The sequence below is a fragment of the Mesorhizobium sp. XAP4 genome (assembly GCF_029269325.1).
Classification (GTDB): Bacteria; Pseudomonadota; Alphaproteobacteria; order Rhizobiales; family Rhizobiaceae; genus Mesorhizobium; species Mesorhizobium ciceri.
Genome location: NZ_JARIXW010000005.1, coordinates 53,345 through 74,349 on the forward strand (window position 1 = coordinate 53,345; position 21,005 = coordinate 74,349).

21 protein-coding genes and 1 tRNA gene are annotated in these 21,005 nt (G+C 63.4%); 18 read left to right on the forward strand and 4 right to left on the reverse strand.

What is annotated here, in order from left to right:
- Nucleotides 1–844 precede the first annotated feature (844 nt).
- The gene (locus tag P3C39_RS21575; RefSeq protein ID WP_126057794.1) at nucleotides 845–2,167 is read right to left on the reverse strand and encodes an integrase; all 1,323 of its coding nucleotides are present in this window, start codon (nucleotides 2,165–2,167) and stop codon (nucleotides 845–847) included.
- A gap of 114 nt (nucleotides 2,168–2,281) precedes the next feature.
- Nucleotides 2,282–2,371: transfer RNA gene (locus P3C39_RS21580), tRNA-Ser, on the reverse strand.
- Between the two features lie 404 nt (nucleotides 2,372–2,775).
- Between P3C39_RS21580 and P3C39_RS21585 the strand changes: the two genes are divergently transcribed.
- The 4 genes from P3C39_RS21585 (at nucleotide 2,776) to P3C39_RS21600 (ending at nucleotide 5,083) form a co-directional block, all read left to right on the forward strand.
- Nucleotides 2,776–3,456, forward strand: coding sequence for a 50S ribosomal protein L21 (locus P3C39_RS21585; protein WP_013529062.1), 681 nt, complete (start codon nucleotides 2,776–2,778; stop codon nucleotides 3,454–3,456).
- A 97-nt stretch (nucleotides 3,457–3,553) separates the two neighbouring features.
- Nucleotides 3,554–3,823, forward strand: coding sequence for a 50S ribosomal protein L27 (rpmA, locus tag P3C39_RS21590; RefSeq protein ID WP_013529063.1), 270 nt, complete (start codon nucleotides 3,554–3,556; stop codon nucleotides 3,821–3,823).
- A gap of 120 nt (nucleotides 3,824–3,943) precedes the next feature.
- The gene (locus P3C39_RS21595; protein ID WP_024502874.1) at nucleotides 3,944–4,531 is read left to right on the forward strand and encodes a GNAT family protein; all 588 of its coding nucleotides are present in this window, start codon (nucleotides 3,944–3,946) and stop codon (nucleotides 4,529–4,531) included.
- 21 nt (nucleotides 4,532–4,552) lie between these two features.
- A complete protein-coding gene (locus tag P3C39_RS21600; protein WP_013529065.1) occupies nucleotides 4,553–5,083 on the forward strand; it encodes a GNAT family protein in 531 nt (176 codons plus the stop codon).
- 7 nt (nucleotides 5,084–5,090) lie between these two features.
- Here the strand turns inward: P3C39_RS21600 and P3C39_RS21605 are convergent, their stop codons facing one another.
- Nucleotides 5,091–5,960, reverse strand: coding sequence for an endonuclease/exonuclease/phosphatase family protein (locus P3C39_RS21605; protein WP_013529066.1), 870 nt, complete (start codon nucleotides 5,958–5,960; stop codon nucleotides 5,091–5,093).
- 134 nt (nucleotides 5,961–6,094) lie between these two features.
- Between P3C39_RS21605 and obgE the strand changes: the two genes are divergently transcribed.
- From obgE to P3C39_RS21630, 5 genes are all read left to right on the forward strand, one after another.
- Nucleotides 6,095–7,126, forward strand: a complete 1,032-nt coding sequence (gene obgE, locus P3C39_RS21610; protein WP_013529067.1) for a GTPase ObgE — start codon at nucleotides 6,095–6,097, stop codon at nucleotides 7,124–7,126.
- Between the two features lie 4 nt (nucleotides 7,127–7,130).
- Entirely contained in the window at nucleotides 7,131–8,321 is a 1,191-nt protein-coding gene (proB, locus tag P3C39_RS21615) for a glutamate 5-kinase (protein ID WP_013529068.1), read from the forward strand.
- A gap of 3 nt (nucleotides 8,322–8,324) precedes the next feature.
- Nucleotides 8,325–9,611, forward strand: coding sequence for a glutamate-5-semialdehyde dehydrogenase (locus tag P3C39_RS21620; RefSeq protein ID WP_013529069.1), 1,287 nt, complete (start codon nucleotides 8,325–8,327; stop codon nucleotides 9,609–9,611).
- 164 nt (nucleotides 9,612–9,775) lie between these two features.
- Nucleotides 9,776–10,363: a nicotinate-nucleotide adenylyltransferase gene (locus tag P3C39_RS21625; protein WP_013529070.1), complete on the forward strand. Its 588-nt coding sequence runs from the start codon at nucleotides 9,776–9,778 to the stop codon at nucleotides 10,361–10,363.
- A gap of 68 nt (nucleotides 10,364–10,431) precedes the next feature.
- Nucleotides 10,432–11,715, forward strand: coding sequence for an MFS transporter (locus P3C39_RS21630; protein ID WP_224618790.1), 1,284 nt, complete (start codon nucleotides 10,432–10,434; stop codon nucleotides 11,713–11,715).
- Between the two features lie 9 nt (nucleotides 11,716–11,724).
- Here P3C39_RS21630 and P3C39_RS21635 read toward each other — a convergent pair whose 3' ends face one another.
- A complete protein-coding gene (locus tag P3C39_RS21635) occupies nucleotides 11,725–12,576 on the reverse strand; it encodes a mechanosensitive ion channel domain-containing protein (RefSeq protein WP_275954412.1) in 852 nt (283 codons plus the stop codon).
- Between the two features lie 242 nt (nucleotides 12,577–12,818).
- Between P3C39_RS21635 and rsfS the strand changes: the two genes are divergently transcribed.
- From rsfS to P3C39_RS21680, 9 genes are all read left to right on the forward strand, one after another.
- Nucleotides 12,819–13,196, forward strand: coding sequence for a ribosome silencing factor (rsfS, locus tag P3C39_RS21640; protein ID WP_013529073.1), 378 nt, complete (start codon nucleotides 12,819–12,821; stop codon nucleotides 13,194–13,196).
- 27 nt (nucleotides 13,197–13,223) lie between these two features.
- The gene (rlmH, locus tag P3C39_RS21645; RefSeq protein ID WP_013529074.1) at nucleotides 13,224–13,706 is read left to right on the forward strand and encodes a 23S rRNA (pseudouridine(1915)-N(3))-methyltransferase RlmH; all 483 of its coding nucleotides are present in this window, start codon (nucleotides 13,224–13,226) and stop codon (nucleotides 13,704–13,706) included.
- Nucleotides 13,707–13,830: 124 nt separating this feature from the next.
- Complete coding sequence (locus P3C39_RS21650) at nucleotides 13,831–15,168, forward strand: murein hydrolase activator EnvC (protein WP_024502880.1); 1,338 nt, start codon at nucleotides 13,831–13,833, stop codon at nucleotides 15,166–15,168.
- A complete protein-coding gene (locus tag P3C39_RS21655) occupies nucleotides 15,169–16,500 on the forward strand; it encodes a S41 family peptidase (protein WP_024502881.1) in 1,332 nt (443 codons plus the stop codon).
- A gap of 212 nt (nucleotides 16,501–16,712) precedes the next feature.
- A complete protein-coding gene (locus P3C39_RS21660; RefSeq protein WP_013529077.1) occupies nucleotides 16,713–17,891 on the forward strand; it encodes a divergent polysaccharide deacetylase family protein in 1,179 nt (392 codons plus the stop codon).
- A 30-nt stretch (nucleotides 17,892–17,921) separates the two neighbouring features.
- Nucleotides 17,922–18,443 (forward strand): RNA pyrophosphohydrolase, encoded by a 522-nt coding sequence (locus P3C39_RS21665; protein WP_013529078.1) that lies wholly within the window; start codon nucleotides 17,922–17,924, stop codon nucleotides 18,441–18,443.
- Between the two features lie 111 nt (nucleotides 18,444–18,554).
- Nucleotides 18,555–19,694, forward strand: coding sequence for an alanine racemase (gene alr, locus P3C39_RS21670; RefSeq protein WP_275954411.1), 1,140 nt, complete (start codon nucleotides 18,555–18,557; stop codon nucleotides 19,692–19,694).
- A gap of 274 nt (nucleotides 19,695–19,968) precedes the next feature.
- On the forward strand, nucleotides 19,969–20,391 hold the full coding sequence (rnk, locus tag P3C39_RS21675) for a nucleoside diphosphate kinase regulator (protein WP_275954410.1): 423 nt from the start codon (nucleotides 19,969–19,971) through the stop codon (nucleotides 20,389–20,391).
- Between the two features lie 14 nt (nucleotides 20,392–20,405).
- Entirely contained in the window at nucleotides 20,406–20,948 is a 543-nt protein-coding gene (locus P3C39_RS21680) for a nucleoside-diphosphate kinase (RefSeq protein ID WP_024502885.1), read from the forward strand.
- Nucleotides 20,949–21,005: the final 57 nt, after the last annotated feature.

Sequence of the window (21,005 nt, forward strand, 5' to 3'; positions counted from 1 at the left end):
GCTAAGGTCGTGCCAAAAAAGGCGCGTCACTGTCGCATTTCTAGCCGGCTTGCGATCGGACGTCATCTCTTGGCGATCGTTGCCCCTTCTCTCAAATGCGCTTAGCGGCGCCGACGGCGAATAGCGCAAGCTTTTCCACCCGTTTCTACTCCACTACCGAGACTCGTCACCAACCTCCTTTTATTCGCTTCCATATGGCCCATCCTGTCTCCAATCGAGGAGGAGCGCGAACATGGGCCAAGCCGTAGAACGTCTCAGTCTCGGGAATTCTTCTGCTCGCCAAACTGCCGTTGTCACCGGCACCATATTTGGCAGGGTGACAGTGAACGACAAGATATCAGGCGTTCTTGTCTGGGCTGAACTATGCTTGCAAGCCATAACCCAAAAATCGCCGATCCCTTTGAATTCGAGCCGGATGAATGGGTGTTTCAAAATTTTTGGCGGTTTTAGGCAGAACCCTCCGATGGCCCGCGTACCGGTCAAGCTTCGTGAGCACTTTAGGTTCGTCGATCAGGCATAGGTTTCTATCCCATGCCACATGCTGGCCGTTTGCCTAGTTCGGAAGCCCTCGAGAGGCGTTGCTCGTCTTGGTATGGCGTCGCCCCTTTTTCCGATCCATCGGCCACGGAGCTAGAATGCTGTCTAGCTGTTGCCGCCTACTTGGTCATCCGGCATGGAGATGCCTATATACCGACCTTCGAAAGGCTGGAATACGAGGTCGAACAAATGCGGCGGAAGCTCGGAAATCGCGAGCGAGCGCAGCGCGTGCTGGCCACGCTCAACCTAAATGGCTCGGACAGCTGGAGCCGTGAGGTTGGTTCTCAAGGCCTGGATGGCGCCGCAATCACATTCGCCCGGGCGGGGTAAAAGCGATTTTTTGAAGCCACTCGCGCTTTTGCGCTAACGAAGGTCCCGCGCCGTATTTGGGCCGGATCCATTTGTGGCCCATCAGAGAAGCAATTACCTTCTCCGGCGCCTCAACTGCCGTCAGCCGGTCCTCGAAAGTGTGTCGCAGGCTATAAAGACTATGCTCGGAAGTCGGCAGAAGTTCCTTGCTGGCGAGCACCTTGTTGACGAGCGCTGAAAGTGACGCGGCCTTGTCGCGATAACGAGGAAAGCCGTCCGGATGGAGCTTGATGGCTGCAAGTGCGCCGCCAACCAAGGGAATGTCACGGGCTGAATGACCGGTCTTCAAGCGACGGCCATTGGGGCGCACCCGCACATGCGGGATTTCTTGATCGAGGTGGATTGTTTCGGTGGTGAGGTTTGCCGCTTCAGAAAGCCTGAGTCCGGTATCGGCAATCACATAGATTAGATGGCGGGCTTCGTCATTGAGTCCGTCGAGCGCGCCTTCAGCGAGTATCTTCTCCTGAATGAACTCCGCTGTGAACGCAGCGCGTTGCCCGGGGACGGCGCCGGAAAGACGCAGGTTTCGAAAAACCGGCTCCAGCTTGAGCTGGTGAGTCAGATCGACGACGCGCAGCATTTTCGAAACATGGCCGATGTCCTTGTTGGCCGTACCGATATCAAGTCCATCCTCAACGATCCGCTTTTGCCACCACTCGCGGAACGCGATTGCGTCGTCCCGAGTGAGGCTTGCGATCTCCTTGTCGCCAATGACTCCAACCAGATTGGCAACTGCGCGCTTTTTGGGGTTACGCCATTTCTTGATTTGGTTAGGCGACATGGTCAGCAAGTTCTGTTGCTCGATCGTCTCGAATTCCTTGATAAGACCGCTCAGGCGGACCGCTGGCCGCTTCTCCCCACCCATGACGGCCGAGACGTCCTGCGCGTCCTCGATCGATTTTTTGTCGAGGAGCAGCTTGATACGGGCCATGAGTTCGTCGAGCGGCCCCGCTGCTAGTTCCTCGTTAGAGCGATAGGCCAATCCAAATGACCGCGCGCGCTTCCTCGCGGCTTCGAAACGCAGCCCCGCCTCGGCGGATTGGCCTTCCCGCAGTCTACGCCAATACGCCTCCAGCCCCGCGCCGAGGCTTTGCACTGCATCTCGCGCCCGTACACCGCGGGGATCGTCAGCCACGGCGACGCCCGTGGAAATGCGTACTAGGCAGCGGCGATCAAACGCCGCGAATTCCTTCGGCACCCTGCGGACGAGATACCAGATGCCTTCACGTTTATGCGGCTTTGGCGCTGCGGAACGTCGCATTATCTTTCTCTAATGTTACACAGTTTGTTACACAGTCTAAGATAAGTTTCGCTTCGCGCTGGTCAAGCGCAACAAGGAAGCTTTTGAAAGGAAACGATTATTATGGAAGCTAAATGGCGGAGAGGGAGGGATTCGAACCCCCGATGGGCTTGCACCCATGCCGCATTTCGAGTGCGGTGCATTCGACCACTCTGCCACCTCTCCGCGGTCATGGTCGGCCGTTGCCGGCGCGGCGCACTAGATAACGGCTGAACGGGCAGGTTACAAGGCCAATCCGTCAGTTATTTGGCTTGCCGGACAAGCAGCGGATTCGCGACGGTTCAGCGGCGGCGAGGCCTGGGTAGGTTGGTAACCAGTCACGCGTGCTTGCCTCGACGATGGTCACGTCGTGCAGTCGTGCTGACACGCTCGATCCTTCGGCCGCCAACAACAGTCCCGACAACAGCTGTTTGCCTTGACTCGCACTCAACCTTCGGTTAGGGACAGCGCGCAATCGGCGTGGAGGGTTCTTCCGCGCCGCTTGTTTTTTGAACCCGCAGACTGACAAAAAGACGGCTGAACCGCCAGAGGCGGCTCATCAAGGCCGACCGAACAGCGAAAGGCAAAAAATGTTCGCAGTCATTAAAACGGGTGGCAAGCAGTATCGCGTTGCCGCCAACGATCTCCTGAAGATCGAAAAACTCGAAGCCGCTGTCGGCGATATGGTCGAGATCGGCCACGTCCTCGCACATGGCGAAGGCGAGAATGTCACGTTCGGCGCGCCGTTCGTCGACGGCGCGGTGGTCACCGCCGAAGTCGTCGAGCAGGGCAAGAACCGCACCGTCATCGCCTTCAAGAAGCGCCGCCGGCAGAATTCGCGCCGCAAGATCGGCCATCGCCAGCTTTTGACCACCGTGCGGATCTCCGAGATCCTGCTGGGTGGCGCCAAGCCGACGAAGACGGCAGCGGTCAAGGCGCCGAAGAAGGTGAAGGCCGAGGCCGCCACCGAGGTGCAGGCGGAAGCCGCGCCGAAGAAGGAGCCCAAGGCCAAGGCAGCCGAGACAAAGGCAGCCGAGACCGCGGCAGCGCCGCTGTTCAAGGCGCCCAAGGGTGAGCCGGACGATCTGACCGTGATCAAGGGCATCGGCCCGGTCGCGGCCAAGGATCTCAACGAGCAGGGCATCATCACCTTCGCGCAGCTCGCCAAGCTGACCGACAAGGATGTCGCCAAGATCGACGAGCACATGCCCTTCAGCGCCGACCAGATCAAGGACTGGCGCGAGCAGGCCAAGGAATTGGCGGCGAAGTAATTTTCTGGCGACCAGGTCGCCGGATCGGACTTGAAACGGAACGCGAACGCGTTCATAAGGCCTTTTAGGCGCCTTGCGGCGCAACGGAGTTAGTTAGATGGCACACAAGAAAGCTGGCGGCTCGTCGCGCAACGGTCGCGACTCGCATTCCAAGCGTCTGGGCGTGAAGAAGTTCGGCGGCGAAGCCGTCATCCCGGGCAACATCATCATTCGTCAACGCGGCACCACGTGGCATCCCGGCGTCAATGTCGGCATGGGCACGGACCATACGCTTTTTGCGCTCGAGACCGGCGCCGTGACGTTCAACAAAAAAGCCAACGGCCGAACCTACGTATCGGTCAACCCGATTGCCAAAGCCGCGGAGTAGCCGGTTCCGCACTAGAACACCGGCGCCCATCTCGGGAACCGGTGTCTGGCAAAGCCAGGAAAAGGATCAGGGGAGATGGGTTTCCATCTCCCCTTTTTCTTGTGCCTGGAGGACTTTCAAATGGTTGCCGAAGCGGAAGACTCAGAAGACGAAAGTTACGCGATAGACTGCCCGGTGCTGGTCACCGAGCGGCTGGTGATGCGGGCGCCACACGAGGGCGATATCGCGCAGCTGGTCGAGCTTGCCGACAACCGCCATGTCGCCGAAATGCTGGCACGCATGCCGCACCCCTATGGCGAGGCCGAGGCGCGCGCGTTCCTGGCCATGACCAAATCGCGTCGGGCCGGCATTGCTTATGCCCTGACGCTGGCTGGCACCGACACCTTCGTCGGCTGCGCCGGCCTCAACACCACCGATCGCGGGCTGGAGCTCGGTTACTGGATCGGCGAGCCGCACTGGAAGAAGGGCTATGCGACGGAAGCAGCGCACGCGCTGGTCGATCTCGCCTTCCAGAGGACGTCGATCCAGGTCCTGCATGCCTCGACGCGGGTCATCAATCCGGCCTCGCGCCGCGTCATCCACAAATGCGGGTTCCAGTATGCCGGCCAGGGCATGCTGAACTCGATCGTCGCCGGCCAGGTTCCCGTCGAGCGCTACCGGCTCGATCGCAAGACCTGGACCAGCCTGCGGAACTGGGTGCATTTCTGATGGATGACGGCGGTCAAGCCAATGGTCGACAGCAGCGATATTGAAACGGCCGCGATCGCGCCGATGACGCCTGGGGATATCGAAAGCTTTCATCGCGCGCTCGATGTCGTAGCGCGTGAGCGAAAGTACTTGTCCTTCCTTGAGGCGCCACCGCTGGATCAAGTCAGAAGTTTCGCAATGGACCGTATCGGGAGAGGCGATCCGGGGTTCGTGGCCGTTGTTCGTGGCGAGGTCGTCGGCTGGTGCGACATCTCACGCCATGATCGGCTCATCCATGCCCATCGCGGCTCCCTCGGGATGGGGATTGTTCCTCCCTATCGGGGGCGAGGGCTTGGACTGCGGCTCATCAATGCAACCTTGGTGCAAGCGCGCAGGGCCGGTTTCGTCCGCATCGAACTCTCCGTGCATTCCGACAATGCTCGCGCCATCTCTCTCTACGACAAGGTCGGGTTTGTCAGGGAGGGCGTGCAGAGCGATGCCGTCCATGTCGACGGGGAATACCGCGATACGATTATGATGGCGATCGTCGAACGCGAAAACGCCGCCAGATGAATGGCCATCAGCCCAGTTCGACCCACACCGGCAGATGGTCCGAGCCGACTGCCTTTCGGTCGACCCACAGACGCTGCAGGGATCTGGCAAGCGAAGCGCTGGTGAAGATATAATCGATGCGCTTGTGCCGGCTGGGATCGGTGGGTTGCTTGGGATCGACCCAACTGATGAGATCGTCGCCGGTGGCGTTCAGCCGCAAGGCGGCATCGACGGCGAAGTCGGCGGTCAGCGGCATGCCGAATTCATGGTCCGGCCGGCCGGCGAGTTCGACATATTCGGGTGAGCCGGCCAGCATGTTGAAATCGCCCATGCCGACAAAGGCTTCGGGATGCGGCAGTTCCGGCAGGCCGATCTCGGCGACGCCGGACAGTGCTCCGCCTTCGAGCGCATAGTTCAGCATGCGTTGGCGCAGGAACTGGATCTGGCTGGCGCGTTCGAGGGGGCTGCGGTGATCGAGATGGATGGAATAGAACCGGATGAAACCAAGCGGCGTCTCGATCAGCGCTTCCAGCGCGCCGCGCTGGAAGTTCATCATCTCGAAGCTGCGGCTGCGCGGCAAAAGCAGGTTGCGCGACAGATGAATGGGCGTTCTAGACAGCACCATGTTGCCGAGCTGGAAGGTTTTCGTGACGGCACGGCCGTTGTCGATGTGCGAACCGATATTGGCCTCGAAATTGCTGCCATAGACGGCGAAATAGTCGGGCAGCGCCTCGCCGATCTCGGCGACCATGTCGCGGCCGCCATTCCGAGGATTGTTGCGGGTCACCTCCTGCAAAGCGATCACGTCGGCGCCGCGCACGGCATCGGCGATGCGCCCGACATCGTACTGCCCGTCGAGGCCGATGCCGTACTGGATGTTGTAGGTTACAAGCTTCATTCCGACGTCTCTCCGGCCAACCCCACATGGCCATTGTCACAAAACGGCCTCGCCCTTCGCCGCGCCTTGGTTTAGAGCAAGGGCCAAGGTTTAGAGCAATGCCGCAAAGCCACTAGTAGAAACTGTACAATCTCATGAAATTTCTCGATCAAGCCAAGGTATACATCCGCTCCGGTGACGGCGGCGCCGGTTCGGTGTCGTTCCGGCGCGAAAAATTCATCGAGTTCGGCGGGCCGGATGGCGGCGACGGCGGCCGCGGCGGCGATGTCTGGCTGGAGGCGGTCGACGGGCTGAACACGCTGATCGACTACCGCTATCAGCAGCATTTCAAGGCCAAGACCGGCGTCCACGGCATGGGCCGCAACATGACCGGAGCCAAGGGCGCCGACGTCACGCTGAAAGTGCCGGCCGGAACGCAGGTGTTCGAAGAAGACAACGAGACGCTGATCTGCGACCTGACCGTGGTCGGACAGCGCTTTCTGCTGGCCAAGGGCGGCAATGGCGGTTTCGGCAACCAGCATTTCAAGACCTCGACGAACCAGGCGCCGCGCCGCGCCAATCCCGGCCTGCCGGGGCAAGAGCTCAACATCTGGCTGCGGCTGAAGCTGATCGCCGATGCCGGGCTGGTCGGGCTGCCCAATGCCGGCAAGTCGACATTCCTGGCGGCGGTCACCGCAGCCAAGCCGAAGATCGCCGACTATCCGTTCACGACGCTGCATCCCGGCCTCGGCGTTGCCCGCATCGACGCGCGCGAATTCGTCATCGCCGACATTCCGGGCCTCATCGAAGGCGCGCATGAGGGCGTCGGCATCGGCGATCGCTTCCTTGGCCACGTCGAGCGCACGCGTGTGCTGCTGCATCTGGTTTCGGCGCAGGAGGAAAATCCGGGCAAGGCCTACAAGACCGTGCGAGCCGAGCTCGACGCCTATGGCCATGGCCTCACCGACAAGGTCGAGATCCTGGCGCTTTCCCAGGTCGATACGCTCGACGCCGATGCGCGCAAGAAGAAGGTCGCCTCGCTGAAACGCGCTGCCGGCCGCGCGCCGATGCTGTTGTCGGCGGTCACCGGCGAGGGCGTCGAGGCGGTGCAGCGGGCGCTGATGGCGGTGATTGCTGAGGCGCGCGCGCAGATCGCGGCGCCGGTCGAGACGCGCTGGGACAAATAGGGTCATGCAGTCGCTGAGAAAATATCGGCGCATCACCGTCAAGATCGGCTCGGCGCTGCTCGTCGACCGCGCGACGGGCCTGAAGCGCGACTGGCTGGCTTCGCTCGCCGACGACATTGCCGGGCTGGCCCAGGGCGGCGCTGAAATCCTCGTCGTCTCGTCCGGCGCTATCGCGCTTGGCCGCACCATCCTTGGCCTCGGCAAGCGAGCCCTGAAACTGGAGGAGAGCCAGGCGGCGGCAGCCGTGGGACAGATCGCGCTGGCCGGCGCCTGGTCGGACGCGCTCGGCAAGGGCAGCCTGAAATCGGGCCAGATCCTGCTGACGCTCGGCGACACCGAGGAGCGCCGCCGCTATCTCAACGCGCGGGCGACGATCTCGACACTCTTGAAGATGAAGGCAGTGCCGGTCATCAACGAGAACGACACGGTGGCGACTTCCGAAATCCGCTACGGCGACAATGACCGGCTGGCGGCCCGCGTCGCCACCATGATGGGCGCCGATCTTTTGGTGCTGCTTTCCGACATCGACGGGCTCTACACCGCGCCGCCGGCGCGCGACCCCAACGCCAAATTCATTCCGGTGGTCGACCGCATCACGCCTGATATCGAGGCGATGGCGGGTGCGGCCGCTTCCGAGCTGTCGCGCGGCGGCATGCGCACGAAGCTCGATGCCGGCAAGATCGCCACCGCCGCCGGCACTGCGATGATCATCACGTCGGGCACTCGGCTGTCGCCGCTGATGGCGATCGAACGCGGCGAGCGCGCTACTTTCTTTCGGCCGAGCAGCAACCCGGTCAAGGGCTACAAAACCTGGATCGCCGGCCAGCTCGAGCCGGCCGGCCGGCTTACGGTCGATGCCGGCGCCATCGGCGCGCTGCTGTCGGGCAAATCGTTGCTGCCGGCCGGCGTCAAGCTGGTCAGCGGCAATTTCTCGCGCGGCGACACGGTGGCGATCCTGTCGCCCGAGGGCCGCGAGATCGCGCGCGGGCTGGTTGCCTATGATGCCGCCGATGCCGTAAGGATCGCGGGCCTGAAGACGGCCGAGATCGAAACCGTGCTCGGCTACGAGGCGCGTTCGGCGATGATCCACCGCGATGACCTTGTGGTGAGCCATTCGGGTGACCAAGTACGGGCTGGCGACCAAACAGGGGCCGGTGACCAAGTCACGGTCGGTGGCGATGTAAGCGGAGGATGAGCCATGCTGAAACTGCATGAAAAATCCGGGGATGACACTGTCGCGCTGATGGCCGATATCGGCCGGCGCGCCCGGGCTGCCGCCCGGCCGCTGGCCATTGCCACGACCGCCGCCAAGAACGCCGCACTGCTGGCCATGGCCGAGGCGATCGTGGCCCGTGAGCAGGACATTCTCGACGCCAACGCCATCGATGTTTCGAATGGTCATGAATCCGGGCTTTCCACCTCCTTCATGGACCGGCTGAAGCTCGATCCGGCGCGCATCCGCGCCATGGCCGACGGCATCCGCGAAATCGCCGCGCTGCGGGATCCGGTTGGCGACGTGATCGCGCAGTGGGACCGGCCGAACGGTCTGCATATCGAGCGCGTGCGCACGCCGCTCGGCGTCGTCGGCGTCATCTATGAGAGCCGCCCGAACGTCACCGCCGATGCCGGCGCGCTGTGCCTCAAGGCCGGCAATCCGGTGATCCTGCGCGGCGGTTCGGATTCGCTCAATTCCTCGGCCGCCATCCACGCCTGCCTGGTCGAAGGGCTGAAGCAAGCGGGCCTGCCGGAGGATGCCATCCAGCTGGTGCCGACCACCGACCGCGCCGCCGTCGGCGAGATGCTGAAGGGGTTGGGCGGCAACCTCGACGTCATTATCCCGCGCGGCGGCAAAAGCCTGGTCGGACGGGTGCAGGCCGAGGCGCGGGTCCCGGTCTTCGCGCATCTCGAAGGCATCTGCCATCTCTACATCGACCGTTCCGCCAAGCTCGATATGGCTGTCAGGATCGCCGTCAACGCCAAGATGCGGCGCACCGGCGTCTGCGGTGCCGCAGAGACGCTGCTGGTCGACCGGGCGGTTGCCTCCACGCATCTGGTGCCGATCCTTGATGCACTTCGCGCCGCCGGCTGCGAAATCCATGCCGATGCCGAGGTGCTGAAAGTGTTTTTCGACGCCAAGCCGGCGACCGATGCCGATTGGGTGACAGAATATCTCGATGCCATCATCGCGGTAAAACTGGTCGACGGTATCGGTGGTGCGATCGAGCATATCGAGACGTTTTCCTCGCATCACACCGAGGCGATCGTCGCCGAGGATGCGCAAGCCGTCGAGCGGTTTTTCAACGAGATCGATTCGGCGATCCTGCTGCACAACGCATCGACGCAGTTCGCCGACGGCGGCGAATTCGGCATGGGCGCCGAGATCGGCATCGCCACCGGCAAGATGCATGCGCGCGGACCGGTGGGCGTCGAACAGCTGACGTCGTTCAAATACCGTGTGCGCGGGTCGGGACAGGTGAGACCTTGAGCGCTGGTCTTACCCTTCCCCTTGTGGGGAGGGTGGCGAGCATAGCGAGCCGGGTGGGGGGAACGACGCTGAATTCCGCGATACCCCCACCCCGCTCCGCTTCGCGGATCGACCCTCCCCACAAGGGGGCGGGCAAGGAGGCTATCCCCTCCCACTATTTCAAAATGCCGCACGCCGAGAAAGGCCTCGCCGTCGGCCTGTTCGGCGGCTCGTTCAATCCGCCGCATGCCGGCCATGCGCTGGTCGCCGAGATCGCGCTCAGACGCCTGGCGCTCGACCAGTTGTGGTGGATGGTGACGCCGGGCAATCCGCTGAAGAACACCAGGGAGTTGGCGCCGCTGGGCGAACGGCTGCAGCTGTCGGAACAGATTGCCAAGAACCCGAAGATCAAGGTCACCGCTTTCGAAGCCGCCCATCACGTCCGCTACACCGCCGATACGCTGGCGCTGGTCAAGGCGCGCAATCCCGGTGTCGATTTCGTCTGGATCATGGGTGCCGACAGCCTGCGCGATTTCCATCGCTGGCAGCGCTGGCGCGAGATCGTCATGACCTTCCCGATCGCCGTCATCGACCGCCCGGGCGCGACGCTGTCGTTCCTGTCCTCGGTCGTCGCCAAGACCTTCGACTATGCCCGCATCGACGAGGGCGATGCGCCGCGGCTTGCCCGCATGAAGGCGCCGGCCTGGACCTTCATTCACGGCCCGCGCTCGTCGCTGTCATCGAGCGCGATCCGCAAGCTGGCGAAGGGGTGAGCCCGGCCGCCCGGCCATGTCGCTTTTATCGCTTCCTTTGCCCGTTTCATGGGCAATCCTGAGCAGGCATGTCGATTCCCAGGAAAAACCGCAGCGAAGCCGAGCAGGGCGCCGAGCCCACGCCGCTGATCGCGATTGCCAGCGTCATCGTGTCGATGGCGCTGATTGCCGTCGGCAACGGGCTGATGTTTGCCTACATCCCGGTCCGGCTTGGCGCCGAGGGTTTCGATCCGACCTGGGCCGGGCTGATCATCACCGGGCTTTCGGCCGGCGGGCTCGCCGGCTGTATCCTGACCGGACCGCTGGTGCGAAGGGTCGGCCATGCCCGTGCCTTCATGGTGTTGTCGGCGCTGATCGCGCTGGCCAACGCGGCTGTCGGCGCCGGGATCCTTCCGCTGCTGTGGATAGCCGCGCGCGCGCTCTACGGCTTTGCCATATGCGGCCTGTTCATCGTCGCGCAGAGCTGGCTGAACGATGCCGTTGCCAACGCGATCCGCGGCCGGGTGATGGCTTTCTTCTACGTCGCCTATGTCGCCGGGCTCGGCGTCGGCTACGCGACGTTGGCGCTGGTCGATATCAGGACAGCGGATGCGCCGCTGATCGGCATCGTCTTCACCGCGCTGTCGATCCTCCCTGTCGGGATGACCAAACTTGCCCAGCCGCCGGCGCCGCAGGCGGCCTCGGTGGCGCTGCGCCGTGCCTGGCGGGTTTCACCGGTCGGCGTCGCCGGCATGCTTGCCGTCGGCGGCCTGTCCATGTCGATTGCTGGCTTCGCGCCGATCCACGCCACGGCCAAGGGCTACAGCCAGGCCGACGTGGCGCTGCTGCTTTCGGCGATGCCTCTCGGCACGCTGATCCTGCAGATCCCGCTTGGCTGGATTTCCGACCGAACCGACCGCCGCTATGTGCTGATCGCCGCATCCGCGCTCGCCATGGTCGCCGGCCTGTTTGCACTCGGGTTCGATGGCGGCGCGCTGGCCGCGTTGGTTGTGATCTACATCGTGTGGGACGGCGCTTCGGAATCGATCTATTCGCTGGCCAGCGCGCACGCCGCCGACCGCGCCGGCAAGGACGACATGGTGGCGCTGTCCAGTTCGCTTTTGTTTGCCTGGTCGCTGTCGGGCTTCGTCGTGCCCGGCATCGTGACGGCGCTGTCGGCCGTCTTCGGAACGCAGGCTTTCATCTATGTGGCTGTTCTCATCGCCGCAGCCTTCTGCCTGTTCGTGCTTTTGCGTGTGTTCACGACGCGTGCGGTCCCGGTCGGCGAAACCGGCAGTTTCGCACCGATGACGGCGCAGGCGCCGTTGCCGGTCGAACTCGCCTTCGCACCGGACGATGAGGGCCGGCACTGAGCCACCCGACTATTGTCGACGGGCTTCCGGCGACGGGCCTTCCGGTGGCGGCAGCGGGATCGATATGCCTTCGCTATCGAATTCCTGCTTGGCGCGCTTGGTGAGATCGGTCTGGGTGGCGAAGAAGTCCGCCGACGATGTCCAGTAGCGCAAGGCAATCGAAACGGTGCTATCGCCCAATGTCGCGACGAAAGCGATCGGTGCCGGCTCACGCTTGACCCGCCGTTCGGCGGCGGCAATGGCAAGCAATGTCTTTTGAGCGCGGTCGATGTCGTTCCAGGAGCCGATGCTCAGCGTGATGTCGCTGCGGCGCACCCCATTGCGCGAAAAGTTGCGCACCGGCTGGTTCCACAGCGTCGAGTTGGGCGCCAATATGTAGACCCCGTCGGCCGTCCTGAGCTTGGTTGCGAACAGGCCGATCTCCTCGATCGTACCGGCAATCGAACCGACCTCGACGGACTCGCAGATGCGAAACGGCCGCAGTGCCAGAAGCATGATGCCGGCCGCGATGTTCTGCAGCGTGCCTTGCAACGCCAGGCCGATGGCGAGGCCAATGGCACCGATCGCGGCAATGATCGAGGCCGTCTGCACGCCGAACTGGCCGAGCACCATGATGGTGACGAGGATCAGGATGGCATAGCGGACGATCTTCGAGAAGAAATGCCGCAACGTCGCGTCGAAACCATGGATATGGCCGAGACCGGCGAAGATCGAACGTTCGGCAAGGCCGGCGACGATATAACCGACGATCAAGAGGATAACGGCACCGATGGCCGAGAAGGAGTAGGAAACAATCAGCGTGCTCAGTTGGGCGAGGCCAGCCTGGACGCTGAGGAAGGCGTTTTGCGGGTCGATCGGCATGGGGGAAATCCGGTTGGTCGGTGAGCCGATAACCCATGCCGACGGCGAGGGTTCCGATCTTTTCCGGTGTGCGGCGGAACCACAGGAGCGACAATACGTTCGTGCGAGGCAGGGTCCCGTCTTGAAACTGTCAGGGAACTCTGCCTATCTAAGTGGTGTCACCTGCTTCAAGGGGTGATTTGGTTGTTCTTGCTGCGAAAGGAAATACACTGAGAACAGCACTGCGGAAGAAGGCCGATATCATGCCTTCGCCGGCCAGGATCAGCGTAGACGACGCCGTGTCCCGCGCCATCAAGACAGTCCTTGCCAGTCTGGAAGACTCCAAGGCCGAAAATATTGTCTCCATCGACATCCAGGGGAAATCGAGCCTCGGCGACTATATGGTCGTCGCTTCGGGCCGATCGCACCGTCATGTCGCGGCTGTCGCCGATCATCTTCTCAAAGCGATCAAGGATGCCGGTCTCGGCACCGCGCGCGTCGAGGGGCTGTCCGGCGCCGACTGGGTCCTGATCGATTCTGGCGACATCATCGTCCATGTCTTCCGCCCCGAAGTCCGCGAATTCTACAATCTCGAAAAGATGTGGCAGGCGCCGGACCTCGAGGAAGAAACGCTCCACTAAGTCGTTCGCGCGGCTTACAAGGCAAGGATGAAGATATCAGTTCATGCCGTGGGCCGGATGAAAGCCGGCCCCGAGAAGCTGCTGGCCGACCGCTATTTCGAGCGCTTCGCCAAGAGCGGCCCGGCGGTGGGGCTTGAATTTGGCGGCATTGCCGAAATAGCCGAGGGGCGCGGCCAGACTGCCAACGAGCGCCGGCGTGAGGAAGGCCAGAAACTGCAGACGCAGTTGCAGCCCGGCACCGCCCTGATCCTGCTCGACGAACGCGGCAAAAGCTTTTCCTCGGAAGATTTCGCCGGGCGCCTCGGCCTGTTGCGTGACGGTGGCCGCAAGGCGCTGATCATCGCCATCGGCGGCGCCGACGGCCACGATCAGTCGCTGCGCGACCAGGCCGAACTGGTGATGTCGTTCGGATTGCTGACATGGCCGCATCAACTGGTGCGCGTGATGCTGGGAGAGCAGCTTTATCGTGTGGCCACTATCCTTTCGGGACATCCCTACCATCGCTCGTAAGCCGGTGAATTGGTGCGACACACCCGGATTTCCGCCCCAATGCCAACGTAACATTGCATCGAGTGGGCGGTTTCGAACATGGTTGATTGTTCGTTAACGAAGCCACGCATAGAGTCGGGCTTCAATGTCTGAAGACAGAAAATCAAGAACGGGCTCATGGCGCGCGCGCTGCGGCATCGCGGCGGCGGTGCTTGTGCTGTCGCTGCATGCGGGGCGGGCGGAAAACACGCTCGACCTGGCTCCCGATCCGGACCAGAGCCGGGCCGAATATGAACGGGTCTCGAAGGAGATCACGCTGTCGTCCGAACGATTGGCCAAGCTCTCCGCCGACATCGCGACGATCAAGAAGGATCACGCCTCGATCACCGCCGCATTGATTCAGTCGGCGATGACCGAGCAGAAGCTCGGCCAGGACATCGAGGACATCGGCGCCAGGCTGGAAGGGTTGAAGGGCCAGGAACAGAAGATCCGCGCCTCGCTGATGGCGCGGCGCGACGTTCTGGCCGAAGTGCTGGGCGCGCTGCAGCGCATGGGCCTCAACCCGCCGCCGGCGATCCTGGTCAAGCCCGAGGACGCGCTGTCGTCGGTGCGCAGCGCCATCCTGCTCGGCGCGGTTGTGCCGGAACTGCGCCAGCAGACCGATAGCCTGCTTGCCGATCTCAAGGAACAGACCAGGATTACGGCGTCGATCGAGGCCGAACGGGCGCGGCTGACGGCGGCGGTCGGCGACCAGACGGCGGAAAAGAAGCGGCTCGGCATGCTGCTGGAGGCCAAGCAGAAGCTCGAAGCCGACACGCAAACGCAAATGGCCGCGGAAAAGCAGCGATCCGAGGCGCTGGCGGCCAAGGCCGGCAGCCTGAAAGAGTTGATCGCCTCGCTCGAAGCGCAGGCCGACAAGAGCCGCAAGGCCGCCGATGCCGCCAAGGCCGCTGAGCAGAAGACGGCGGATGGCGACAAGACATCCGCGCCGGCGGAACTGGCGTCGCTGCCCGTTCCGGAAAGCAACCAACTTGCCGCCGCGGTGCCCTTTTCGGCGCTGCAGGGACAGATCGCACTGCCGGTGACCGGCCGCATCAAGCGGCGATTCGGCGCCGACGACGGTAACGGCGCGGTGATGCTAGGCGACATGGTTGCGACACAATCGGGAGCCATCGTTACCGCGCCGGCGGATGGAAATGTGCTTTATGCGGGGCCGTTTCGCTCTTATGGTCAACTCTTGATCCTGAACGCAGGCGACGGCTATCATGTCGTTTTGGCGGGGATGAGCAGAATCAGCGTCGCGACCGGTCAATCAGTGCTTGCAGGAGAGCCGATCGGTGCGATGGGAGAGGCCCGGGTGGCGAGCACCTCGGTTTCGAAGAATGGAAATGCCACGCCGGAACTCTATGTCGAGTTCCGCAAGGATGGAAAACCCGTCGATCCGGCCCCATGGTGGGCGGACCGTTTTTCTGGAAGGACGTGAATAATGCGGAAACTGTCGCTTCTGTTTGCCGGTGCGCTGATGGGCGCGTCCGCCATGAGCCTGGTCTATGGCGCACCCGGCTCGGCGGCGAACGCTGCAGGGTCGGAGACCTACAAGCAACTGGCGATCTTCGGCGATATCTTCGAGCGCGTGCGGGCACAGTATGTGACGCCGCCCGACGACAAGTCGCTGGTCGAGAATGCCATCAACGGCATGCTGGCTTCGCTTGACCCGCACTCCTCCTACATGAATGCCGAGCAGGCGCAGGATATGCGCGTCCAGACCAAGGGCGAGTTCGGCGGCCTCGGCATCGAAGTCACCATGGAGAACGATCTGGTCAAGGTGATCACGCCGATCGACGACACGCCGGCCGCCAAGGCAGGCGTGCTGGCCGGCGACTACATCGCCAAGATCGACGGCGAAGAGGTTCGCGGCCTGACCCTCAACGATGCGGTCGACAAGATGCGCGGCCTGGTCAACACGCCGATCAAGCTGACCATCCTGCGCCAGGGCGCCGACAAGCCGATCGAACTGACGGTCGTGCGCGACATCATCAAGGTCAAGGCGGTCAAGTTCCGGGTCGAGAACGACATCGGCTACATGAAGATCACCTCCTTCACCGAAAAGACCTATGACGACCTCGAGAACGCCATCGACACCATCAAGAAGCAGATTCCCGACGACAAGCTGAAGGGCTATGTTCTGGATCTCCGCCTCAATCCGGGTGGCCTGCTCGACCAGGCGGTGAGCGTGTCCGATGCCTTCCTCAACCGCGGCGAGATCGTCTCGACGCGCGGCCGCGACCCCAAGGACGTCACCCGCTTCGACGCCAAGCCCAAGCAGGTCGACGACATCAACGGCAAGCCGATGATCGTCCTGGTCAATGGCGGTTCGGCCAGTGCCTCGGAAATCGTCGCCGGCGCGCTGCAGGACCTGCGCCGCGTCACGGTGGTCGGCACGCAGTCCTTCGGCAAGGGTTCGGTGCAGACCATCATTCCGCTCGGCGAGAATGGTGCGCTCAGGCTGACGACGGCGCTCTATTACACGCCGTCCGGCAAGTCGATCCAGGGCAAGGGCATCACGCCCGACATCAAGGTCGAACAGCCACTGCCGCCGGAACTGCAGGGCAGGGATCTGACGCGTGGCGAATCCGATCTCAAGGGCCATATCAAGGGCGCCGACGAGAGCACGACGGGTTCGGGCTCTGCGGCCTATGTGCCACCGGATCCGAAGGACGATCTGCAGCTCATCTATGCCGAGCAGCTGCTGCGCGGTCAGAAGACCGATCCGTCCTTCCCGCCCAATCCGCAAAAGGCGGTTCTCAACCAGTAGGCATCTGGAGCGGCGCACGCGCCGCTCCATCTTTCTGTTTGAGCATGATGGAAGCAATGCGATGCTGCCGGGACCGAAAGGTTCCGGCAGCTTGATTCGGGGGCGAGGCAAAGCTCCCAAGGCATGGCGTGGGGGTGCGCCGGGATTGATGAATTCGCGCATGCCGTTTCGAAGTGGCTTCGCCTTCGGAGCCATGCGCCCGGGGATTACGCTTGACTGATATCGGCAAGGACATCGAACGCCCGCTCGGACAGGCAGTCCGGCCGCCGCGCGCCGCCGGCAAGCTCAGCGGCGGTGCGATCATGGCGACAGTGGCCGTGCTGGTGGTGGCAGGCATCTCCGGCGCGATCGCGCTCAGGGAAAAGCCGTTTCGTAAGCCGCAAGAGGTTGCCGTTTCAACGCCGAAAGTGACCGCTGCGGCCGAACCTGCCGCCGCGCCGCCTGCATTGGCCCCGGCGGCACCGAAGCCGGAGGCGCCGGTCAAATCAGGTGGGCCGCAGATCATCCATGTGCAGACGGAGGAGGGCGATGGGCCGCCCAAGGCAGCGATCGTCATTCGCGACCCGTCGACCGTCGGCCAGAACCTGAAGGTCGCGCATATTCCAGACAAGGCGCTGATCGAGGCCAGCGAGACCGGGCCGTTGCCGGTGCGCGCCGCCGATGGCAGGCGGCCGTTCGACGTCTATGCGCGGCCCTGGTCGGGCGGGCGCGGCGCACGGGTGGCGATCGTCATCGGCGGGCTTTCGGTTTCGCAGACCGGCACCCAGGCGGCCATCGCCAAACTGCCGGCGGAAGTGACGCTGGCCTTCGCGCCGCAAGGCAACAGCATCGGCCGCTGGATGCAGGCAGCCAGGCAGAGCGGCCACGAGATCGTCATGCAGGTGCCGCTCGAACCGTTCGATTATCCCAAGGTCAATCCGGGACGCAACACGCTGACGGTGGCGGCGAGCGCGGACGAGAACCTGAAGAGCCTGCACTGGGCGCTGTCGCGGACGACCAACTATACCGGCGTCATGAACTATATGGGCGCCCGCTTTTCCGCTGACGCGGCGGCGATGGAGCCGTTCATCGCCGAGCTCGGCAAACGCGGCCTCGCCTATATCGATGACGGCTCGTCGGCGCGCAGTCTGGCGCCGGATCTGGCGCTGAAAGACGGCGTGCCCTTCGTCGCCGGCGACATGGCGATTGATGCCGTGCAGGATCGCGGCGAAATCCTGAAGAAGCTCGACAGCCTGGAGGCGACCGCGCGGGCCAAAGGCACTGCCGTCGGCATCGGTTCGGCCTTCGACCTGACGGTCGATACCGTGTCATCCTGGGTGGTCGAGGCCAAGAAGCGCGGCATCGAGATCGTGCCGATTTCAGCGGTGGCTATCGATCCGCAAAAAGGCTAGCCCTCGGAAGACGGCTGGAAAGAGTGACTGATGCCAAAGACGAACAAAATCGACCGCGAAACGCTGCCTTATCGACCCTGCGTCGGGCTGATGATCCTCAATGCCGAGGGCCTGGTCTGGGTCGGGCACCGCATTGCCGAACCGGACAGCGAATTTGCCGGCACGACGCAGCTCTGGCAGATGCCACAAGGCGGCATCGACGAGGGCGAGGAGCCCCTGCAGGCGGCCGAGCGCGAGCTCTATGAGGAGACCGGCATGCGCGGCGTCTCGCTACTGGCCGAGGCGCCGGACTGGATCAACTATGATTTGCCGGAGCATCTCGTCGGCATCGCCTTCAAGGGCCGGTATCGCGGCCAGACGCAGAAATGGTTCGCCTTTCGCTTCCACGGCGATGTCAGCGAGATCCAGATCAATCCGCCGCCGGGTGGCCACACCGCCGAGTTCGACAAATGGGCATGGCGGCCGATGCAGGACCTTCCTGACCTGATCGTGCCGTTCAAGCGCCATGTCTATGAGGATGTGGTGGCGGCGTTCCGGCATCTGGTGCGATAGTAGGGGAGTAGGGGAGTAGGGGAGTAGGGGAGTAGGGTTGAATGTTCTGTTGCGGTCCGCGCCAATTTCTACTGACTACTGACTAACCCATCCACCACAAGAACGGTCGCCATGAACGACGCCCTCCAAAAATCGCCGCCAGAAGAGGTCACCGCCACAAGCGAAGTGGCGGCTGGGGCCATCCTCACCATCGATCTCGGTGCAATCCGTGAAAACTACCGGCGGCTGAAGGCGCGGTTGGGCGATGTTGCCTGCGCTGGTGTGCTCAAGGCGGACGGCTACGGCCTTGGCGCCGGCCAGGTCGGGGCGGCACTGCTGCGCGAAGGCTGCGATGTCTTCTTCGTTGCGCTTCTGGGCGAAGGCGTCGCCCTGCGCCGCTCGCTTGGGGCCGGCACTGCCATTTTCGTGTTGAACGGCATTCCGCCCGGTGCCGAGCCGGACGCCGTGGCAGCAAACCTTTGCGCTGTTATCAACAGCCCCGAGCAACTGGCAGCCTGGCGTTCTGCGGCCCGCCGCGCCGGCCGAAAACTGCCGGCCGCGGTCCAGGTCGACAGCGGCATGTCGCGGCTCGGCATGGCGCCCCGGGATGTGGAGCGCGTTGCCGCCGATCCGCAGGCCTTCGACGGCATCGACATCAGGTTCGTGATGAGCCATCTGGCCTGCGCCGACGAGCCGGAGCACCCGGCCAATGAGCTGCAGCGACTGGCATTCGAGCAGCTGCGCAAGATGCTGCCGGCGGCACCGGCCTCGCTGGCCAATTCCTCCGGCATCTTTCTTGGGGAGCGCTTTCACTACGATCTCGCCCGCCCCGGTGCCGCGCTCTACGGCATCAATCCGACGCCGCCAAAGCCCAATCCGATGCTGCCGGTGGTGCGGTTGCAGGCAAAGGTGGCACAGACGCGAAGCGTCGAAAAAGGCGCCGGCGTCGGCTATGGCCACACCTATCATGCGCAAGGCCCGCTCAGGCTGGCGACGATTTCGTTCGGCTACGCTGATGGCTGGCAACGCCGCGCCGCGTCCGCCGCCTGGTTCGAGGGCGTGCGGCTACCTTTCGTCGGGCGGGTGTCGATGGATTCGATCATTCTCGACATTTCCGCCCTGCCGGGCGGCAGGCTGCGCGAGGGTGATCTGGTCGAACTGCTCGGTCCCTCGCAAAGCGTCGATGACGCCGCCGGCCATGCCGGCACCATCGGCTACGAGATCCTGACCAGCCTCGGCCCGCGCTTCTACCGGCGCTATGTCGGCGGTTGAGCGGTTTGGCCGCGCTTGACAAGCGGACGCCTGTCGGCAAGGCTCCATGCATGAGCAACCCAGCTTATATCAGAACCTTGTTCAGGGTCTGCCCGATCGCGGGATCGTAGCCCCGGCGCGGTCGCCTTTTGGCGTCCGTCCGAACCGGGGCATTTCTACCTGACATTATCATTCCCGAGCCAGACAGCTTCGCGGCTGCCGGTTTTTCATCAAGCCACCGTTTGCGCGGCGGCAGGCGCGCGTCTGTTCGATGCGCCAAGTCATGAGGTTTGCCATGCAACATGCAACAGGATTGCGTCCACCGAGCCGGCTTCTGGTCACCGATGCCGACCATCATAGGCTGACGGGCCTGGCGCGGGCGTCGCTCGACCGCGTGCCCGAGACGGCCGAAGAATTGCTTTCGGAGATGGACCGTGCCGTTATCACGGCAGCGGCTTCCATGCCGGCCAATGTGGTGCGGATGGGTTCGGCGGTGACAATCCGCAACGATGGCGGCAACATCCAGCGCGTCACGCTGGTCTATCCCGGCGAAGCAGACATCAGTGAAAACAGGATCTCGGTGCTGACGCCGATGGGGACGGCGCTCATCGGCGCGACCGCTGGGCAGACGGTGTGCTGGAGCAGCCGTGGCGGCCGGGAACTGTCGGCGACCATCGAAGTGGTCGATACGCCGGCCTGCGGGCGGGAGGGGGCCTGATCATGGAGACGGTGATGACAGGCGCGAATTTCCAGCTGACGACAAAGGACTTCGCCGTCCTCGAAATCATGTTGGAGCGTCGGCGGGCTTTCGCGGATCCGATTGTTCCAATGCTTGAAGACAAGCTTTCCAAGGCCGAGGTCGTCGCGATCGATTCGGTCGGATCCGATATCGTGACGCTGAACAGCAGGCTGGTGTTCCGTGTCGATGCCGGCCCCGCCCAGACCCGGACCCTGGTGCAGAACGAGGTGCGCGGCCCGGTCGGCTCCAGCCTGTCGATCATGACAAGGCGGGGGCTTTGCATGCTCGGCATGGCCGAGGGCCAGACTGCATGGATCGAACAGGCCGACGGCAGGCGGGAGTCGGTCCTGATCGCGACCGTGCTCTACCAGCCGGAGGCCGCGCGGCGTGCCGTCAGGGAGAAATCCCAGGCCGAGGCGCGACGGCCGCATGGGCTCACCCTTGTCTACAGCGCCGCAGCCGATTGGCGGCCCCTTGGCGAAAGGGCCGGAATGCGGCAGACAGGGGATGACGACCCCGGTCCTGCGGCGGCGTGAACAGGCAACACTGCATGATCTCGAAAATCGGCATCGATTTTCGCCGGGGATCATGCG

Excerpts from the sequence above, each read along its gene's own strand:
- P3C39_RS21605 (WP_013529066.1), bottom strand. The coding sequence starts at position 5,960 with ATGAAGCTTGTAACCTACAACATCCAGTACGGCATCGGCCTCGACGGG.
- rsfS (WP_013529073.1), top strand. The coding sequence starts at position 12,819 with ATGCCTTCGCCGGCCAGGATCAGCGTAGACGACGCCGTGTCCCGCGCC.
- P3C39_RS21665 (WP_013529078.1), top strand. The coding sequence starts at position 17,922 with ATGCCAAAGACGAACAAAATCGACCGCGAAACGCTGCCTTATCGACCC.
- P3C39_RS21620 (WP_013529069.1), top strand. The coding sequence starts at position 8,325 with ATGCTGAAACTGCATGAAAAATCCGGGGATGACACTGTCGCGCTGATG.
- rlmH (WP_013529074.1), top strand. The coding sequence starts at position 13,224 with ATGAAGATATCAGTTCATGCCGTGGGCCGGATGAAAGCCGGCCCCGAG.
- proB (WP_013529068.1), top strand. The coding sequence starts at position 7,131 with ATGCAGTCGCTGAGAAAATATCGGCGCATCACCGTCAAGATCGGCTCG.
- P3C39_RS21575 (WP_126057794.1), bottom strand. The coding sequence starts at position 2,167 with ATGCGACGTTCCGCAGCGCCAAAGCCGCATAAACGTGAAGGCATCTGG.
- P3C39_RS21585 (WP_013529062.1), top strand. The coding sequence starts at position 2,776 with ATGTTCGCAGTCATTAAAACGGGTGGCAAGCAGTATCGCGTTGCCGCC.
- P3C39_RS21595 (WP_024502874.1), top strand. The coding sequence starts at position 3,944 with ATGGTTGCCGAAGCGGAAGACTCAGAAGACGAAAGTTACGCGATAGAC.
- P3C39_RS21600 (WP_013529065.1), top strand. The coding sequence starts at position 4,553 with ATGGTCGACAGCAGCGATATTGAAACGGCCGCGATCGCGCCGATGACG.
- P3C39_RS21630 (WP_224618790.1), top strand. The coding sequence starts at position 10,432 with ATGTCGATTCCCAGGAAAAACCGCAGCGAAGCCGAGCAGGGCGCCGAG.
- P3C39_RS21625 (WP_013529070.1), top strand. The coding sequence starts at position 9,776 with ATGCCGCACGCCGAGAAAGGCCTCGCCGTCGGCCTGTTCGGCGGCTCG.
- P3C39_RS21635 (WP_275954412.1), bottom strand. The coding sequence starts at position 12,576 with ATGCCGATCGACCCGCAAAACGCCTTCCTCAGCGTCCAGGCTGGCCTC.
- obgE (WP_013529067.1), top strand. The coding sequence starts at position 6,095 with ATGAAATTTCTCGATCAAGCCAAGGTATACATCCGCTCCGGTGACGGC.
- rpmA (WP_013529063.1), top strand. The coding sequence starts at position 3,554 with ATGGCACACAAGAAAGCTGGCGGCTCGTCGCGCAACGGTCGCGACTCG.
- rnk (WP_275954410.1), top strand. The coding sequence starts at position 19,969 with ATGCAACATGCAACAGGATTGCGTCCACCGAGCCGGCTTCTGGTCACC.
- P3C39_RS21680 (WP_024502885.1), top strand. The coding sequence starts at position 20,406 with ATGACAGGCGCGAATTTCCAGCTGACGACAAAGGACTTCGCCGTCCTC.
- alr (WP_275954411.1), top strand. The coding sequence starts at position 18,555 with ATGAACGACGCCCTCCAAAAATCGCCGCCAGAAGAGGTCACCGCCACA.
- P3C39_RS21650 (WP_024502880.1), top strand. The coding sequence starts at position 13,831 with ATGTCTGAAGACAGAAAATCAAGAACGGGCTCATGGCGCGCGCGCTGC.